Annotated in this window: 16 protein-coding genes; 11 read left to right on the forward strand and 5 right to left on the reverse strand. The window is 59.0% G+C overall.

Going from position 1 to position 18,107, the window contains the following annotated elements; genetic code table 11:
- Positions 1-6 precede the first annotated feature (6 nt).
- Positions 7-855 carry a metal-dependent hydrolase gene (locus tag B7Y89_RS02790; protein WP_292935535.1) on the reverse strand — a complete coding sequence of 283 codons (849 nt, stop codon included), beginning with the start codon at positions 853-855 and terminating at the stop codon, positions 7-9.
- Positions 856-1,154: 299 nt separating this feature from the next.
- On the opposite strand from B7Y89_RS02790, the gene B7Y89_RS02795 reads away from it, so the two are divergent.
- The 7 genes from B7Y89_RS02795 (at position 1,155) to B7Y89_RS02825 (ending at position 5,968) form a co-directional block, all read left to right on the forward strand.
- The gene (locus tag B7Y89_RS02795) at positions 1,155-2,231 is read left to right on the forward strand and encodes an LLM class flavin-dependent oxidoreductase (protein WP_292935537.1); all 1,077 of its coding nucleotides are present in this window, start codon (positions 1,155-1,157) and stop codon (positions 2,229-2,231) included.
- 43 nt (positions 2,232-2,274) lie between these two features.
- Positions 2,275-2,643 (forward strand): hypothetical protein, encoded by a 369-nt coding sequence (locus tag B7Y89_RS02800; RefSeq protein ID WP_292935539.1) that lies wholly within the window; start codon positions 2,275-2,277, stop codon positions 2,641-2,643.
- 3 nt (positions 2,644-2,646) lie between these two features.
- On the forward strand, positions 2,647-3,012 hold the full coding sequence (locus tag B7Y89_RS02805) for a hypothetical protein (protein ID WP_292935541.1): 366 nt from the start codon (positions 2,647-2,649) through the stop codon (positions 3,010-3,012).
- Positions 3,013-3,060: 48 nt separating this feature from the next.
- Positions 3,061-4,305: an aromatic ring-hydroxylating dioxygenase subunit alpha gene (locus B7Y89_RS02810; protein ID WP_292935543.1), complete on the forward strand. Its 1,245-nt coding sequence runs from the start codon at positions 3,061-3,063 to the stop codon at positions 4,303-4,305.
- 93 nt (positions 4,306-4,398) lie between these two features.
- Entirely contained in the window at positions 4,399-5,115 is a 717-nt protein-coding gene (locus tag B7Y89_RS02815; protein ID WP_292935545.1) for a hypothetical protein, read from the forward strand.
- Positions 5,112-5,711, forward strand: coding sequence for a cytochrome c oxidase subunit 3 (locus B7Y89_RS02820; RefSeq protein WP_292935547.1), 600 nt, complete (start codon positions 5,112-5,114; stop codon positions 5,709-5,711). Before B7Y89_RS02815 ends, B7Y89_RS02820 begins: the two co-directional genes overlap by 4 nt.
- Complete coding sequence (locus B7Y89_RS02825) at positions 5,708-5,968, forward strand: hypothetical protein (RefSeq protein WP_292935549.1); 261 nt, start codon at positions 5,708-5,710, stop codon at positions 5,966-5,968. Before B7Y89_RS02820 ends, B7Y89_RS02825 begins: the two co-directional genes overlap by 4 nt.
- Here B7Y89_RS02825 and B7Y89_RS02830 read toward each other — a convergent pair.
- Genes B7Y89_RS02830 through B7Y89_RS02845 form a run of 4 tightly spaced genes read right to left on the reverse strand, consistent with a single transcriptional unit; the run spans position 5,942 to position 11,555 of the window.
- Complete coding sequence (locus tag B7Y89_RS02830; protein WP_292935551.1) at positions 5,942-7,111, reverse strand: hypothetical protein; 1,170 nt, start codon at positions 7,109-7,111, stop codon at positions 5,942-5,944. The genes B7Y89_RS02825 and B7Y89_RS02830 overlap by 27 nt on opposite strands.
- The gene (locus B7Y89_RS02835) at positions 7,111-8,679 is read right to left on the reverse strand and encodes a carboxylesterase family protein (protein WP_292935553.1); all 1,569 of its coding nucleotides are present in this window, start codon (positions 8,677-8,679) and stop codon (positions 7,111-7,113) included. The genes B7Y89_RS02830 and B7Y89_RS02835 overlap by 1 nt, the downstream gene beginning before the upstream one ends.
- Positions 8,676-9,659, reverse strand: coding sequence for an alpha/beta hydrolase (locus B7Y89_RS02840; RefSeq protein ID WP_292935555.1), 984 nt, complete (start codon positions 9,657-9,659; stop codon positions 8,676-8,678). Before B7Y89_RS02840 ends, B7Y89_RS02835 begins: the two co-directional genes overlap by 4 nt.
- Positions 9,660-9,686: 27 nt before the next feature.
- The gene (locus B7Y89_RS02845) at positions 9,687-11,555 is read right to left on the reverse strand and encodes a sugar phosphate isomerase/epimerase and 4-hydroxyphenylpyruvate domain-containing protein (protein ID WP_292935556.1); all 1,869 of its coding nucleotides are present in this window, start codon (positions 11,553-11,555) and stop codon (positions 9,687-9,689) included.
- Between the two features lie 111 nt (positions 11,556-11,666).
- Here B7Y89_RS02845 and B7Y89_RS02850 point away from each other — a divergent pair, with 111 nt between their 5' ends.
- The 4 genes from B7Y89_RS02850 (at position 11,667) to B7Y89_RS02865 (ending at position 17,760) form a co-directional block, all read left to right on the forward strand.
- Positions 11,667-12,509, forward strand: a complete 843-nt coding sequence (locus B7Y89_RS02850; RefSeq protein WP_292935558.1) for a TetR/AcrR family transcriptional regulator — start codon at positions 11,667-11,669, stop codon at positions 12,507-12,509.
- A gap of 87 nt (positions 12,510-12,596) precedes the next feature.
- Entirely contained in the window at positions 12,597-13,853 is a 1,257-nt protein-coding gene (locus B7Y89_RS02855) for an MFS transporter (protein ID WP_292935560.1), read from the forward strand.
- A 72-nt stretch (positions 13,854-13,925) separates the two neighbouring features.
- Positions 13,926-16,877 (forward strand): TonB-dependent receptor, encoded by a 2,952-nt coding sequence (locus B7Y89_RS02860; RefSeq protein WP_292935562.1) that lies wholly within the window; start codon positions 13,926-13,928, stop codon positions 16,875-16,877.
- Between the two features lie 52 nt (positions 16,878-16,929).
- A complete protein-coding gene (locus B7Y89_RS02865; RefSeq protein WP_292935564.1) occupies positions 16,930-17,760 on the forward strand; it encodes a shikimate dehydrogenase in 831 nt (276 codons plus the stop codon).
- Positions 17,761-18,107 lie beyond the last annotated feature (347 nt).

The following is an 18,107-nucleotide window of genomic DNA, read 5'->3' on the forward strand; positions in this document are numbered from 1 at the left end:
GACAGCTCAGGCCGCCAAGTCCGTTGCAGGGCCGCGATCATAGCGCGCCTCGAACGCCGTCAGGTATTCACGATAGCCTTTGGGTTCGCGCCGGGTAAGCGGGTTGTAGAACGGCGAACAGATCTTCAGGAAATTGCTGATGAAATGACGACCCATGATCTTCCTGGCGACCTTGTCACGCGCCACTGACTGCTTCACTTGCGCCGGAGTCATTGTCGAACGGTCATGGTCGAGCAACTTTTTCGAAACCATCAACTGGAAGCGACCAAGGTGAACAATGGCATAGAAATAGCCATAGAGCCGGTAGAAATAGGCGAACACGGGATTGAGGCCGCTCAATTCATGATAGACGTCTGAACAGACCGTGCGATGTTCAAATTCTTCGGCCAGATGCCAGCGCCACATGTTTGTCGGCTCCGGATCGGCATGTTCGAGCAATTCATTGTAATCCTCGAAATAGAGGACGCAGGCAGTAGCGCTGAGCGATTCAAAACCTTCGCTATAGGCAAGATTGAAGCGCAGCGATTTGGTGGCGAGGAATCGGGCGAAGGTCGCTTCGAATTCTGCTTCAACAGGCTTGAGCAGTTCATAGCCGAGATCGTGCATCCGCTTGTTAAAGGCAATGTGTTGCCGGCAATGCTGCATTTCCTGCTTGATGAATATATCAAGTTCGCGGTGCAACGCGGTCTTTGATGGATCGATCCGCTTCTTTGCCTGCATCATGACTTTAAGCAGATAGGGTTCGATATAGGCCGGGATCAGCGACGCGGCATTCGCGCGCTGGGCAAATTCCTGATTGGGCGCCCAATGCGCGCGCAGGCTCGAAAAATCGAATTTCGGAAACCGGGCTTTCATCGCTCATCCTCAGTTTGGCACAATGCCGGCCGCCGGTTCTTGGCCTGCGGTCCTTCAACTTGAGGGCAGCATATCCTTATCGTGCATGAAATTCAATCAAGCTGGACGCACAGTCAGGCAAAGTTCGACGCGGCGGCATCATGAAATCAGAAGGGCGGCTATTCCTTGTGGACGCACTGTCCAAAAATCGCATCACCATGCCATATTGCGCGCTTCGTCAAAACTATGCATGATATGGTCATTGAACGCACGGGGCACGCAGAACAGCACCGGCGCTGCATCATCCAGGAGCGGAAAGCATGAAAGTGTCCTACCTTTGCATGACGGGATACGATGGCCCGGCACCGGGTATTGCGATCTGGCCGGCATCACCCGAGTTCTGCTTTCCCGATGTCGCGCAAGTGTCGTACTCGCGCTACCTGGATATGGCTGAGGCCGCCGAAGCGCTGGGGTTCGATTGGGTTAGCGTGTCCGAACACCACTATGCGCCCTATCAAATGACGCCCAATCCGATGATCATGGCATCGGCCATCATCCAGCGCACGAAAAAGGTCAGGGTGGCTTTGCTGGGTCCACTGGTGCCGCTGAACAATCCGGTGCGCCTGGCCGAAGAAGTGGCGATGCTCGATGCGTTGAGCGGGGGGCGACTGGAGGTGCTGTTCCTGCGCGGTACTCCTAACGAGCACAAGACATATGGCACCCCTGCTGACCAGACCAAGCAAATGACGCAGGAGGGGATCGACCTCATCCTGAAGGCTTGGACGAATGAAAAGCCGTTCGCCTGGGAAGGGGAGCAGTACCAGTTCGATACGATTTCAATCTGGCCGCGCATCACCCAGCAGCCGCACCCGCCGGTATTCGGATCGGGCAACAGCGAAGATTCGGTGGTGTTTGCGGCCAAGCGGCGAATCGGCATCGCCTTTTCGTTTGCCGCGCCTGAAACCGTCAAGGACTGGATCGCGCTGTATCGCGCAGAATGCGCCAAAGAAGGCTGGGAGCCGACGCCAGATCACGTGATCTATCGCGGCATTGCGTATTGCGCGCCCACAGACGAACAGGCCGAATCCGATATGATCGCCTATTTCGGCCAGCAGGCCGAAGCTCAGGGCAAACTGCAGTCAGCCACGCTTGGCGGGCCTCCGGTTCTGGAACTGGTGGCCAAGCCCTATTTCGTGGGAAGCCCCGAAACCCTGATCGAAAAGTTCCGCGTGCTGCATGACATCGGCGTGGGCGTGTGCGACCTTCCTTTTGTGGTAGGATCGCCCGAACAACAGCGCGCGTCGCTCGATCTGTTCGGCCGGGAAGTACTGCCTGTTGTGCAAGGGTGGAGCAATATGCGCTTTGCCGAAACCGCACACGCCGAGGCCGCAGAATAAAATAGCCAAAAACTGGCGGGCAAAGCTTGGGAGAGCTGGATTAATGACCGAAGCGCTGACTTTGCCTGCGGGCTTTGAAGACCTTGGGCAATTCGCGGCGGTCTGGGGCAAACTGGAGACGCAGGAACAACGCTATCTCCAGCGCCAGCATGGCACGATGGCAGAACTCAAGGCGTTCTACGATGCAACCGCGCCGCGCCTGAACGCCATTTTCGACCATCTCGATAAGTTCCCGATGGAAGCACTCCCCCCGCCCGAAGCGCTGCTCTATCGCACGGCATTGGGACTGACTGAAGTGGCGATGGCAGTCGAAGTGTTTGGCCAGCCTTGCGTCCCTTATGCCCCGTTCCCGCACAAGATGGCGATCGAATGGAGCGAGCTTTCGCCGCCTCTGGCGCCTGCGGGAGCTTGACCCGTGAACGGCCCCGATGCACCCGAAAAGTCCCTTATCCCCCAACAGTTCGCATTCCTTGAACCATTCGTCGAGACATGGGGCCATCTGCGCACGCAAGATGAACGCTATGCCAAGCGACAGGCGCTTGACCAGGAAGAGCTCGAAGCGTTTCACGCAGCGCTTGCCCACCGCCTTGAGGAAGTCTTTACCCACCTCGACCAGTTTGATCCGCAAGCCCTTCCCGAAGCCGAAGCGTTGCTGTTTCGTGTTGCGTTGGGCTTGACCGAGGCCGCGCAAGCGGTCGAGATTTTCGGACAGCCGCGTGTTCCCCATGCACCTTTTCCGCATGGCGTGGCCATCGCATGGAACGGCTATCAGCCACATTGAAGCCATCAAACGGGTGCGGGAAGCCATATGGTCAATATTGAAGAACACATGACAAAGGCCCGCGATCTGGGCCTTGAAAACGACCGGGTTCCCGTCGAATATTATACGTCTGCCGCGTATTTTCGGCGCGAACAGGACATGATCTTCCGCCGTGCGTGGTTGATGGTCGGCCGGGTTGAGGACGTTGCCGAACCGGGCGATTTCATCGTGCGCGATGTGCCGCCGCTCAAAGCCAGCGTTATCATCGCGCGCGGCAAGGACGGCAAAGTACGCGCTTTCCACAACACCTGTTCACACCGCGGCGTTGCGCTGGTCTGTCAGGATCGCGGCAATGCGCTGACGTTCCGCTGCCCGTACCATGCGTGGATTTACCGCATCGACGGATCGCTCAGCGCGATTCCGGCAGAGCAGGATTTTCCCCATGTCGACAAGGCCGCCAATGGTCTTGCGCCGATTCATCTCGACACATGGGCGGGATTCATCTTCCTCAACTTTGCCGACGAGCCCGAGGCAACCTTGCCCGAATTCCTCGCCGGTCTCGACACGATGCTCGATGGTGCGCCGTTCGACCAGTTTCCGTTCAGCATCCAGGTATCGGACGAGATCGACTGTAACTGGAAGAACCTCGTCAATGCCTTCAACGAGGGGTATCATGTCGCAGTCCTGCACAACAAGACGCTGCGCGCAGCGGTCGTACCCAAAGACAATCCGCACCTGCATTACCTGGATATAAAGCAGTTCGGGCCGCACAGTGCAGGCACCGTGCCCCGCAATTTCGACTATGATCCGCAAGCGCCTGCTCTGACGTGGGTCTACGCACAGATGCTGCCAACTTCCGCACCCGATGTTGCCGCGATTAACGAGGGCCGCGCCGGATTTTACGAGCATCCCGGCATTAACCGGCTCAAGATCCCGAACTTCGGCACTGAAACGATTACGATATTCCCGAACATTTCGATTCAACCGCTGGCGAACGGCTATCTGTTCTATCAATTCTGGCCGATGTCCGAGGGGCGCATGCGCACCGATGTGCGAATTTACAGCCGCCACGCTCCGCGCACATTGCGTGAAGAGTTTGCGATGGCCAGCACTCTGGCCGCAACACGCGATGTGGTGGTCGAAGATATGGCAATGTCGCGCCTGCAACAGATCGGCTTTGAATCGGGTGGCAAAAAATACCAGCAGTTCGGGCAGAACGAACCGCTGCTGCGGATGTTCACGCGCGATTACGAAGCTTACCTTGCAGGCGGTGGCATGCCCCGCCAACCGGACAAGGCAGAAGCCGCAGAGTAATCGCTAACCAGGCGTCGCCCTGTCTTCAGATATGTTCATCGCATTTGCCGGTGGTGCACACCTTGATCATCATATCTGGAAGGTGGGGACATAATGAAACAAGCTGGATCTAGACAAGGCGCCTTAAGGCTTTGCGTATTCGCAGGTCCGTTGTGGGGAACCCTGTTCTTCATCGCGCTGTGGCCGCTGATGCACATTTTTCCGCCCTATAGCCCCACCTGGAGCGCTGCCGAAGTTGCGACGCATGTTCGGGACAATCAGACCGGGTTTCTGGTTGGCGGTATTCTGCTGATGACAGCGGCTGCCATCGTCTGGCCGTTCATCACGGTGATCCTCCTGTTCTTGAAGAAAATCGAGGGCCGCCTTCCAATCTGGACAACTGTTACCGCGCTGGTCTTTACATTCGGCCAGTTCACGGTGTTCATGTGCGGCCTTGCCTTTACCATGGCCGCCTTCCGCCCCGAAGCATCGAACGAGATGATCCGGGCGTGGAGCGATCTTGGCATGTTCCTGCTGGTGATACCCGCCATTCCGGGGACAACGCAGTACCTCGCCACGGGCGCTGTCATCCTTCAGGATAGCCGGGCCAAGCCAATCCTGCCGCGCTGGTACGGCTATCTGAACTTGTGGGTCGGTATCCTGAGCGCGCCCGGCGCCGTCGTCGGCCTGTTCAAGGTGGGGCCGTTTGCGTGGAACGGCATTGCCGCGTTCTGGATTCCGGCCGTAGTATTCGGCGTGTGGATCACCGCGACACAGATCATCCTGCTTGGCGCGATAAAGCGCAATGCTTTGGCGGATGAGCAACCGTGATCGAAACGCATGACCGTACTGAAACTCCCCGGGGGCATATTCCCGGGGAGCCAGGCCTTTGGGTTCTGATTTTCGGGGATCTGCTGGTCTTTGGCGTCTTGTTCGTGACGTACGCCGTCAGCTTGGTGAACGATGCTGATGCGATGCGCCTGTCGCAAGAAAAACTGGGGCGCGGGCTTGGCTTGGCCAATACCATCCTGTTGCTGACAAGTTCGTGGTTCATTGCGCACGCCGTAATTGCGGCGCGGCGTGGCGCTCCGGGTGTGCGGCGGTTGATCTTTGCGGCCATCGCACTGGGCACTGCATTCGTCGCTGTAAAAATCGTCGAATGGGGCGGGCATATCGGCAGCGGCGATACATTGAACAGCAGCAGCTTTTTCACGTTCTACTTCATGTACACAGGTATCCACTTGCTCCATGTCCTGATCGGACTTGGCGTCTTGTGCTGGACCGCAACACAATGTGACAGTCGCGGGGCATGGACGGGATCGTTCGCGGTCCTTGAAGGCAGTGCGGTGTTCTGGCACCTCGTCGATCTGCTCTGGGTCATGATCTTCGCGCTGCTTTATCTGCTGCGCCATGGAGGTGCAGCATGACGTGGGTATCGAAACGCCTGACCGTGTCGTGGTTGGTTCTGGTGACTGTCAGCATTCTCTCGTTCGAATCGTCGCTATTCGGATCGAAAGCAGCCGGGGCGATCGTGATTGCAATCGGATTGCTGAAAGCTTGGATTGTCGGCAGCGAATTCATGGAAATTCGCTGCGCGCCATTGATTATGCGCGCCATCTTTTTGTCATGGTTGCTCATCGTTGGAGGCGCGCTGCTATCAGTGGTCTATCTGCTTGGCAGCTGAGAGTGTTATGCTCTTCGGCAACCCATGCTGATACGTCATGGCCCGAAGGCTTGGAACAACTTGGAGCCAGATGACACCAATCCGGTCAACCTGATAAGAACCGAGCCACAGATCCTGACCGACCAGCGCCGCTGCCGATAGTCCGTTAAAGTGCAGTTGTGGCTGTCCATAGGCGAAAGTGGCAATGCGCCGGGTGGCAAGGTCAAGCTCGCCAACCACCCAGCCGCGATGGCAGGCCATGGCATCGGCCTGACCATTGGTGACTTTTCGCAGGCCCCCGCACGCCGGTTCATCAAGCCGCATTCCGGCAAGGAGCAAGCGCCCGCCGGTCCAGTGGATATTGTCGGGCATGAAATCGGGCGCTTCAATCCGGGCGAGCGGTTGCGCGGTATCCCTGCGGTCAAACACGACAACCGCGTGCCAGCCGAACGCCACAACATAAAACCGGCGCTGGTCAGGATCGACCTCAATGCCATTGTTGCCGGGCAGTTCGGTGCCGGGAAGCAAGGCAAAAGCGCGGTCACCCGGGCCGCGTTGCCAAACCGCGCCGGTGTTCTGGCCAAGCATGAAATCGCCAATGGTTGTGCCCGGACGCGTCAGCACGGTGACCAGAACAGTGCCGTCTGAAAACTGCGCGACACTGTTGGCCACGTGTCCGGCGGGCATGGGCATGCAGCCGCGCCAGCGCAGGGATGGCGCTTGTCCCGCCGCCGCCGATACATCAAACGCTTCAACAGCTTCGCGCCCACCGTGGTTTACAACCAGCAGGCGATAAAGCCCTGATTTGAGCATGCGCAGCGAGAGGCCGCGCGCATTGAACAACGCAGCATCTGGCGGCACCTTACAATCCGGAAAAGCCGTGCGATCATGTGCCAGTTGGTCCGGACTGCCGCTATACCACTGCGTCAACGCGCGTGTCCGGGTGTCTACCAGTTTCAGACCTGCGCCCTTTGCGAACCCGCTGGTTATGAGCCATTGGGTATCGGGAAGGGCGAGCAGATCCTCGGGCCGTTCAGCGCCGCTAACATAGGCCAATACGCTGTCAGCCGCGCAATTGACGCTTTGGCCCTGCACGTTTGCTTGTGCTGTAAACGGGGCGGCGACGCCAAGCAGCAGAGCCAGACAGGCAATAAAACGCAGCATCAATCCCGGGGCCGCGCGGGGGCTGCGCGCAGTTGCGGTGCACTGGATTCCAACAGCGGCATATCAGCAAGATGCGGCCAAGGCATGGTTCGGGGTTGTTCTGCCAACCAGACAATGCGGGGCTTGGCCGGATCAAACGCTGGCCATTTGCCCAGTTTTGCGCTTTGTGGCACACCATTACGCGCAAACGCGAGCATTGCCCCGGCCATTTCATCTTCAAGCGCGGTGTCTACTGGTTCCCATACGCGGGTTTGACGGAAAAGGTTCAACGCAGGGCGTGTTCGCAACCAATATGGTACATCACCAGTGTGATAAGCGCCGACTGTCGCCGGATCGTGATCGCTAAATGTGATACCCGGCGCATAAGGCTGTCGCCGCGCAAAAATATAGGCATAAGCAGGCTGCGTTCCGAATTTGCGTTGCGCTTGTGCCCATAAGGCCATTTGACGGCCAACGGTGGCATCGCGGGCAATATCTGCAGCAGCGCGGGCAGGGGTCTCTTTGCCGTAGGCTTTCAGAATGGCGTTTGCGCTATCGGGGAAGCGCTCGCGAACCGCAGCATCAAGCCCCGCCTTGTCTGCCACCGGGCCGAAAGGGCGGAAGGTTTCATCGCGGGTATATCCGACAAGGACCGGCACATCGTTTTGTGCGCGGGCGGCAAAGACTTCGTCCATTGATCCGGTCAGCACATGACCGTCACGCACCATCGCATCGCGCCGGGTTGTTGCTGCGGCAATGCGGTCACCGGGAAGGCTGCGCATATCCGCCAAAGATGCTGCGCCGAGTTCCTTTTGCAGCGCGCTCCCTTGCGCTTCGCCCTGCGCCAAAGGCACGGGGCCGAGCATGCCGCCAAAGCCGCTACCGCTCATCGCAACAGCTTTGTGGAACAAGCCTTTGGCCAAAGGGCTGGACTGGAGCATGGCGACCGACATGGCGCCTGCTGATTGGCCAACGATGGTGACATTGGCCGGATCACCGCCGAATTTGGCAATGTTGCGTTGGACCCATTCCAAGGCCGCAATCTGGTCCATCAACCCGTAATTGCCCGATCCGCCATAGCCCGATTCCGCGCTGAGATCCGGGTGCGCCAAAAAGCCCAATGCGCCGACGCGATAGGCGATGTTCACCCGCACCACGCCATCGCGCGCCAGCGGTTCGCCCGAATAGTTCGCCATGGCAGCAGAGCCGATGTTGAACCCGCCGCCAAATATCCACACCACAACCGGCGCTTTTGCGGCTTTTTTCGGTGCCCATACATTCAGGTAAAGGCAGTCCTCGCTGGTCGCTTCATTGCCGAAGTAGTGGTTTTGCAGCGAACCGCGCAGCGGCTGCAAGCATTCGGGCGCAAAGCGATCCGTGTGAAGCACCCCCTGCCACGGTTGGACCGGCTGCGGCGGCTTCCACCGCAAATCACGCAGCGGTGGTGCGGCAAATGGCACTCCGTACCACGCCGCAACGCCCGAGGGCGTTTCAAACCCCTCGATTGCGCCGCCATCAACCGTGATGGGTGCAGCCTGCGCCACTGTGGCCAGTGCCAGCGCGATTCCCGCGAGAAACGCCCTCATCATTTCTTGGTAACACCGAGTTTTTCATGGAAGAAATCAAAGGTTGCGTTGATCGCTTTGAGTGATGCATCGCGGGTTTCGGCAGGGGTTTTGCCGAAAAAGCTGTGATCCACCGCCGGAATGAAGATGGACTGTACCGGCACGCCTGCGGCCTTCAGCGCAGCTTCGCCAATGCGCGATTGCTCTGCCGGAACGACTTTGTCCTCATCGCCGTGGATCAACAGAAACGGCGGGTCCTTGGCGTCGATATAGGCCACCGGGCTGACCACGCGGTTCTGGTCTGCCGTGCAAGGGCCGGTGCAGCCGAGCAGCTTGGCCCCGGCAGAATTGCCATCGGGCGTGGCGTTCATTCCGGCAAAATCGAACACACCGTACCACGTAACCGCGGCCTGAACGCAGCCATCGCTGGCAGCGGCAGGATCAAGTGCGGTGTCCTTGCACGTCAACGCGGTCAGCGCCGTAAGATGTCCTCCGGCTGATCCGCCCCACACACCGACCCGTGCAGGATCAATGGCATAGCGCGCGGCATTGGCCCGCAAGAACCGGATTGCCGCATTGGAATCCTGCAATTGGGCCGGAAATTGGGCTTCGGACGACAGCCGATATTCTAGGCTGGCGACCGTAAACCCTTCGGCGGCAAGGCTGGCGAGAACTTTGGGGAAATCGGCAAACGCGCCTGAATGGCGGGTGTGCCCGGCACGCCATCCGCCGCCGTGGATATACAACACCAGCGGATGCGGACCCTTGCCTGCCGGAACGTAGATATCAATCACTTGCGGCCGATAGCCATCAACAGTTGTGTAAACCACATCACGCCATGCCTTTACCCCGCCAGCAAAAGTGACCGGTGCCTGGGGAAAGCGATCTTCCAGAACCGGCTTTTCCGCGATGGGAAATACACGGTCTTTGGCACCGGCAGACGGTGCAAGCGTGGTGGCAAGCAGGGCCGCGAACACGGTCGCGCCGGGGAGCATTCGGGTCATCATTCTCTCCGTTCGGTTTTATCTTGTTCAGGAATACGTCAGGGGATCGGGCTTGTGATGGGCCTGTGCGGCGAGCCGGATCGGCGCATTGACGGCACCATATCCGGTATAGCCGCGCCGTTCGACCACTTCGAAAAACACGCGGCGGGCAAAGGCGCGGCTATAGAATTGCAGATATTCGGCATCGCCATCCCTGTCATACAGCAGATCAGCCGCCGCCATTTTCTTTACCAATTCGGGCGCAAGGCCCCAGCGTGCCTCAAGGTCATCATGGTAATTGCGCGGGATGGCCAGGCGGGGGAGGCCGCCTTTTTCCGCGCTGTCAGCCACGGCAAAGGCATCGTCTGTAGCAAATGCGAGGTGCTGAACGCCTGCGCCAAAGTAGTTTTGCACAAAGCGCGAGGTGAGCGATTGGGCCGCCAGCGAGCCGTTAAGCGTAAAGCGCACCGCCTTGTTGGCACTTTCCACCGCCTGGCTTTGCACCAGACCCATCGGGTCTGCGATTTCAAGCTGCGGCGTTTTACCAAGATCGAACATGGCGACATAAAACAGCAGCCAGCTCAGGAATTCTTCATACTGCATGGTCTGCGCGATATGATCGACAGCGGTCAGCAACGGCGCTTCGGGCGCGGGTTCAAGCAGATGCGGAAATTCGTGCGCCCACATCGCATCGCACGTTGCTGCATCAACAAAGTACAGCAAACTGCCACCAACGCCGCGCACACTGGGCACCGGCCATTCATCGGGCGCAACCGCCTGTTCAAACCGGGGGACGCGCAGGAAATCGGCGCGGGCAAGGGCTGCGGGCACATCGGCAACCGTCAGCCCGATGGCGCAGACAGACGCGCCGTGCACCACGTCAAATGCATGGGCAAGGCCATCGGGTTCGCAATTGATCACGATATTGATCGCGCCCTGCTGCCAGCGGGTTACGTCTTTTGACCGGTGGCGCGCGGTGGGGTGGAAACCAAGCGGGCGGAGCATTGCGCCCAATGCATCGGCTTCTTCATGGCTGGCGGCAAATTCGATGAATTCGACGCCGTGCGGTTCAATCTTGGGTGGCAGGGCAGCCGCTTCGGCGCTGGGCCGGGCGATCCCGCCCTGCATCAGCCGCAGTGACCGGTAGCCATCCAGAGCCACACCATGGGCCGAACCTGCACGAAACCGGTCATTAAAGATTTCGAGGCTCCAATAACCATCATAGCCGATGCGGCGGATGGCATCGGCCCAGTCATCCAGCGGAAAATCACCCTGGCCCGGCATGGACCGGAAATGACGGCTCCATTGCAGCAGGTCCATATCCAGCACAGGGGCATCTGCCACTTGCACGATGAACAGCTTGTCTGCGCGAATATCGCCAATACTGGACGAAGGGATACGGCGCGACAGCGAATGGAAACTGTCGAGCACAAGCCCGATGGCGGGATGATCGACATCGCGCACGATCCCCCACGCATCGCGGTGATCATTCACATGGCGGCCCCATGCCAGCGCTTCATAGCCGATGCGCAGCCCGCGTTTGGCAGCGCGTTCGCCCGCCTCATGAAGATCGGCGATTGTGCGGGCGCGGTCAGGATCGGCCAGTGGCGAACAGGACGAGCAAGCCAGCAGCAGGTCGGTGCCCAATTCCTGCATGACATCAAACTTGCGCTCCAGCCGGTCAAACGCGCGGGCGCGCTGCGGTTCGGGCAGGCCTTCGATATCGCGGAAGGGCTGAAACATGGTACAGGCAAGGCCGAGGTCGCGCATCATCGCGGCAATTTCGCGCGCAGAATGGTGCGTCGACAGCAGGTCATTCTCGAAAATTTCAGCGCCATCATAACCCGCAGCGGCAATCGCCTGAAGTTTGGCATCAAGCGTGCCGCTGATCGAGACGGTGGCGATGGACGTTTTCATGGGTGCTTGATCCCGGCTCTCCGTCATCCGACTCTGGGGCCGGTGTTGACAACCTAAAATGTTAGGGACTAGTTCGTTACATAAATGAAGCGGCGATGCAAGGGGAGGCAAGTGACAGAAGGTGCGGATGGCAGTACCGATGGCGGTGCAGCAGCGATTGCACAGAATCGGGGAAAAACCGGTTCAGGTGGCAACGCGGGCAGACCACGCCGCGAAATGGCGCTAAGCTATAGCGCAGAAGGCCGCGCCACGCGCGATGTGTTCATGTCTGCAAAGGTCGCACCATTGTCCAAATCCGATGCCCCATCCGAGATTGCAGCAAAGCCGCCACGCCGCAGCCGCGCCGAAAGTCGTGAACAGGCAATCAACCAGATCATTGACATTGCAACGAACGAGTTTGTTGAAAAGGGCCTCGCCGGTGCCCGGATCGACGAAATTGCGGGCAAGGCCACCAAGCGCAAAATCTACTATTATTTCGAGGGCAAGGACGAGCTTTACCGCGCGGTGCTGGAGCGCGCCTATACCCGCGTGCGGGAAAGCGAGGCGCATGTCGATATCGAGAGCGGAACAGCAGCTGAAGCGCTGCACCGCCTGATCGAACATGATGTGCATTACCACGCCCGCCACCCTGAACTGGTGCGGTTGGTGATGAACGAAAACATCCACCGCGCCGAACATCTCAAACAGATCAACGGGTTGCCGCAGGGCAACCGCCGCGTGATCGACATCTTGCAGACGATCATCACGCGGGGCCAGAATGAAGGGTTGTTCCGCGATGGCATTGATCCCGTTGACTTGCACTTCAACCTGACTGCGTTGAGCTTTTACAACGTTTCCAACCAGTTCACATTTGCGCACAACTTCGGGGTCGACATGACCAGCGACGAGGCAATCGCGCGCCGCGCGGTGCAGGTTGCCGATATCATTTTAGCTTGGGTGACGAAAAAGGACTGACCACTTGGGCGAAAGGGCGGCACTGCTGCACGGCGCCACAAGCGGATCGGCCATACGTCAACCAGGCATGTCTTAAGGAGAGGACGAATGGCACTTCCCATCGCCACGGGCGATAACCTGGCGAGCGATCCCGCCCATGACCAGACAACTTGGACGGCCAAGGGCCTTGCCATCGTGGGCTTGTGCTTTGCCATCAACATGGCTGACGGCGTGGACGTCACCATCCTGTCGTTTATTGCACCACGGCTGCAGCGCGATTGGGATATTGGCGCGGCGACGATGGGCAACCTGTTCAGCGCGGGCCTGATCGGCATGGCGATTGGCGGCATGCTGATTGCGCCGATGGCTGACCGGTTGGGGCGGCGTGCAGTGATCCTTGCCGCGCTTGTGCTGATGTCGGTCGGCATGTTTGCCAGCAGTTTTGCCAGCAGCGTGACCATGCTGTTTGCCATGCGGATTGTTGTGGGATCGGGCATCGGTACGGTGCTGGCGGCCATGGCGGCGCTGGCGGCGGAAAGCGCTCCGCCTGAACGGCGCAATCTGGCGGTTGGCGTGGTGCAGGCCGGATATCCCTTTGCCGCCGTATTTACCGGGCTGATTGTGGCACAATTGCTGCCGGTCTATGGTTGGCAGGCCATGCTTTTTGGCGCGGCGGTGCTGACAGTAGCGCTATTTCCTGCGGCCATGTTCGTTTTGCCAAAGGACCGCCCGCAAGCTGCCGCTGCTGACGCCGATAAGGCCGGCAAGCTTGGCGAATTGTTCGGCCCGGATTTGCGCGCGCGCACTTTGGCGCTTTGGAGCGCGGTGTTTTTCGGGCTGATGGTCCTGTACTTCATCGTCAGCTGGATTCCGAAGCTGTCAATCGCGGCGGGCCTGTCGGAAACCAACGGCATTTATGCCGGCGCGCTTTACAATCTGGGCGCATTTGTCGGCACCATGTCGATGAGCTTCCTTGCCTTGCGGGTGCCACTGGGGCGACTGGTGCCAACGATGCTGGTATTGGCAGGCGTGGCCATGGTGGTGTTCGGATCGGTGACATTGCCGGTATGGCTGACGCTGCTGGTCGCCTTCATCATCGGTGTGCTGCTGCAGGGGGGCTACAACGGTGTGTGGCCCATCGCGGCGGGCGCTTATCCGGCGCGGCTGCGCGCAACCGGGATCGGCTGGGCAATCGGTGTTGGCCGTGGCGGAGCGGTAATCGGCCCGATGCTGGGCGGATACATGATGGCCGCCCAGGCGCCTCTATCCTTGCTGTTTCTTGCCTATTGCGTGCCTTTGGCAATCTGCGCGGTTGCCGCTTTCCTTGTCGAGCGAAACAAAGTGTTACCATCCAGTAACAACTAAATTGACAGGGACTAGTTCGTACCATAAATGCCGTTGCCGTGAGGCGGCGAATCCAGCTGCCCTTGGAGGAGGATGACCATGCATTTGAGGGGCTCGCGCCTAACCGTTTCTGCGTCGTTGCTTTCGGTGGCGATTGCGATTGCCGCGCCTGCAATGGCACAAGATGCCGCGCAAGATGCAGCAACCGAAGCACCGCCGGTTGACCGCGAAATCATCGTCACCGGATCGCTGATCGCGCGCCCCAACAACACGGCCGTCAGCCCGATTGTCAGCGTTGGTGAAGCCGCATTGAAAGAAACCGGCCAGGTTAACTTGCAAGATGCGCTGAACCAGTTCCCCAGCTTTACCACGGCGGGCAATTCCAGCACCGGCGGGCAGGGCACCGGTGGCCGTGCGTCAGTCAACCTGCATGGCCTTGGCACCAATCGCAATCTTGTGCTGCTCGATGGCAAGCGCCTGCCGCTTTCGGACATCAATGGCAACGTCGACATCAACATCCTGCCAGAATCGATCATGAGCGGCGTTGACGTCATCACCGGCGGCGCTTCGGCAATTTACGGTTCGGACGCCATTTCGGGCGTGGTCAATTTCAAGACGCTGCGCTCGCTTGAAGGTGTGCGGATGGATGTGCAAAACGGCATCAGCAGCCGGGGCGATGCCTATCGCTTCAACGGATCGCTTGCGCTTGGCAGCAGCTTTGGCGAAGGGCGCGGCAATGTCCTGGCGGCATTCAGCTATGCCCAGCAGGACGCGGTCAACGGATCAAGCCGTGACTTCTTTTACGACAAGACGCCATCGGGTTTCATTGGCACCGGCGTATTTGTACCAAGCGCGCTCAACGCGCCCAATGCCGCTGTCGTGACCGGGGTGTTTTCCGGCTATGGCGCAACAACCTTGCCCGGCAATGTCCAGTTGCAGAACCTTGGCTTCAACAATGATGGCACACTGTTTACCCAGACGGGTGCAGCAAACTATCGCGGACCGCGTGATGGCAACGGCTATCTGATTGTCGCCAACAACGTGCGCATGCCGGTGGGCCAGCAGATCGATTTTTCAAACGGTCTGAAGCGCAAGAGCGCCTTTGTGAAGGCCGATTACGAAGTGACGCCGGGCATCACTGCCTATGGCCAGTTCCTTTATGTCGATCTGTCGGTGAAGACTGCTTCGGGCGGCAGCCTGACGCAATTCGGCGCGTTGACGACGGTGCCCGTTACCAACCCGTTCATCCCGCAGGACTTGCGCACGATTCTGGCTTCGCGCCCGAACCCGAACGCGCCATTTTCGTGGAGCGGACGCTATGTTGGCGTGCCTTACAAGAACTGGGACGAAAACTATTCCGTCCAGCAATATATGGCGGGTCTGAAGGGTGACATCACTTCGGGCTGGTCGTTCGATCTCTACGCGTCCTATGACCAATCGGTCCATGACCAGCAGTTGAACGATGCTGTCGTCAAAAGCCGGGTGCAAACGCTGCTGAATGCGGCTGACGGCGGGGCTTCACTGTGCAGCGGCGGCTTCAATATGTTTGGCGATGCCAATGCGCGTTCGCTTTCGCAGGCTTGCGTCGATTACATCACCAAGACGGCGTTCTCGAAGGAGCGGTTGGCGCAAACCCAGGCGCAGTTGCAGGTCAACGGCAAGCTGTTCGATCTGGGGGCCGGGCCTGCACAGATCGCGCTTGTCGCAGGCTATCGCAAGAACACTTACAATTACATTCCCGACAGCGACCTTCGCGCGCAGAACATTGAATCCGTCATCGCATCGCAGGCCGCATCGGGCCGGATTTCGGTGAAGGAATTTGCCGCGCAGATCGACATTCCGCTGATCGCCGACAAGCCGTTCATTCAGGAATTCGGCATTGGCGGCGCTGTGCGTTACTCCGATTATTCGGTAACCGGTGGCGTGACCAGCTATGAAGCCGATGTGCGGTGGAAGCCGGTAGACGGACTGCTGTTCCGTGGTAGCTACCAGCGCGCGGTTCGTGCCCCCAACATCGGGGAATTGTTCTCACCGCAACAGGGCACGCAATTGGTGATCGGCACACCTCCGGGTGCGCTGGGTGATCCTTGTGACGTGCGCTCCAATGCGCGCACCGGGGCAAATGGCGCTCAGGTTGCCGCCCTTTGCGTGGCGCAAGGTATCCCGCAGGCCGCGATCTCAAGCTATACCTTCCCGACCACGGCAACCGGACAGCTGGTTTCGGGCAACACCGCTTTGACGCCTGAGCGTGCCAACACTTTCAATGTCGGGTTCGTGCTGAACTCGCCTTTCGACGGCGGCCTGTTCTCTGACTTCACGCTCTCGGTCGATTACTACAACATCTCGGTTGAAAACGTGATTTCGAATGTGCCCGGCCTGACCGTGCTTTCGAAGTGCTTCAACCTTGACGGTTCCAACCCGACCTATGACCGTAACAACCAGTTCTGCGGCTTGTTGCAGCGCGATAATGCGGGGCAGTTGGTGACGGTTGCAACGCCGTTCCTCAACCTTGGTTCAGTCAAGACCGACGGCGTGGAAGCGCAAGTGAACTGGTCAGTGCCATCGCCGTTCTTGCGCGGTGACAGCGGCCGTCTGTTCGTCAATGCTGCGGTGGGCTGGCTCAACAAGTACAACCTGCAATTGCTGCCCGGTGCGCCGGTGCTGGATTACACCGGCATCAGCAACGGCGCAGCAGGCGTCAGCAGCTTGCCGCCACGCGCCACGCCAAAATGGAAATCGGTGACCAGCTTTGGCTACCGCTCGGACAATGCCTCGCTCGGCATGCGCTGGCGCTATCAAAGCGGGATGAAGGACACGACCTCGGTCCTGACGCCCGCCACCGCCCAGGTGGGCGTCGGTGCCTATGCCTTGTGGGACTTGTTCAGCACGATCAAGGTCAACAAGACGATCGAGTTCCGCGCAGGGGTGAACAACCTGTTTGATCGCGGCCTGCCATTTGTGGCCAGTTCACAAAACGGCACGGACGTGGCGTTGTATGATCCCATCGGGCGCTCGTTCTATTTTGGCGCACGCGTAAACTTCTGATCCACCCTTAGTCCCGGCGTCACCCCGGCGCCGGGACTCTTTTGACAAGGTAATGATGATCCGTACAGGCCTTCTCGGACGCTCAATTCTCGCATCGCGGTCACCCGAACTGCACGAGAAGGAAGCAGAAGCACAAGGCCTCAGCTTGACGTATGAACTGTTCGATTTTTCCGCACGGGGATGGCCGGACGAAGATTTGGCTTCGGTGATGCGCACATTGGTGGCCGATGGTTTTCGCGGCTTCAACGTGACCTATCCCTTCAAACAGGCGGTTGTTCCGCTGCTCGACCATCTGGACGAGAGCGCGCTGGCCGTGGGTGCGGTTAACACGGTCGCGGTGCGCGATGGTGCGCTTATCGGTTACAATACAGACATGCCCGGATTTCGCGGGTCATTTCTGGCGGCATTGCCCGGCGCGGCAACCGGGCGCATTGTGCAACTTGGCGCAGGGGGCGCAGGCGCAGCCGTTGCCAGTGCTTTATTATCAATTGGTGTCGGCAGGCTCGATCTGGTCGACGTGGATCAACCCCGCGCAACCAGTCTGGCCAGCGAATTGGCCACGCGTTTCCCCGGCAGTGACATCCATATCGCAACGCCGGACAGCATCGATACGGCAACTGCTGACGGCATCGTCAACGCCACACCTGTAGGGATGGTGGGCAAGGCGGGCATGCCATTGGGTGCAGATCGCATATTACCAACCCACTGGGTTGCCGACATTATCTATTTCCCGCCGGAAACCGAACTCCTCCGGGTCGCACGGGCAAAGGGGTGCCGCACCATGAATGGCGTTGGCATGGTCGTCGGACAGGCCGCGCGGGCGTTCGAGATAATAACCGGCCACAAAGCCGACAGCGCCCGTATGGCAACCACGCTCCGATAAACTTCAGGCCGATAAACTTCAGGCCGATAAACGTCAGGCGCATCATGCCGCCATGGTCAGCACGGCCAAATGTTCGATACGCTTGTGATGGGCCGCGTGCTGTTTCTTTGACGGTTATGTCGTTTGCAAACACAGCGCTCGTAAACCCACACCCAGCCTCTCTCTTGAAGGAGAGGAGCGAGACTGATTGAGCCTAAGGCGAAATTAGTCGCAGCGGGAGGGTTTCCGAACCGATCGTATTTGCAAACGGCCTAATCGCCTATTCATTGCTGTGGCGAATTGATACCGATCCTCTTGTGCAATGTGCAAAGAGGGCTGCGCTGGCATTTGCCTTGGCGTGATAATAA

The sequence above is a fragment of the Novosphingobium sp. 32-60-15 genome (assembly GCF_002280675.1).
In the GTDB taxonomy this organism is placed as follows: domain Bacteria; phylum Pseudomonadota; class Alphaproteobacteria; order Sphingomonadales; family Sphingomonadaceae; genus Novosphingobium.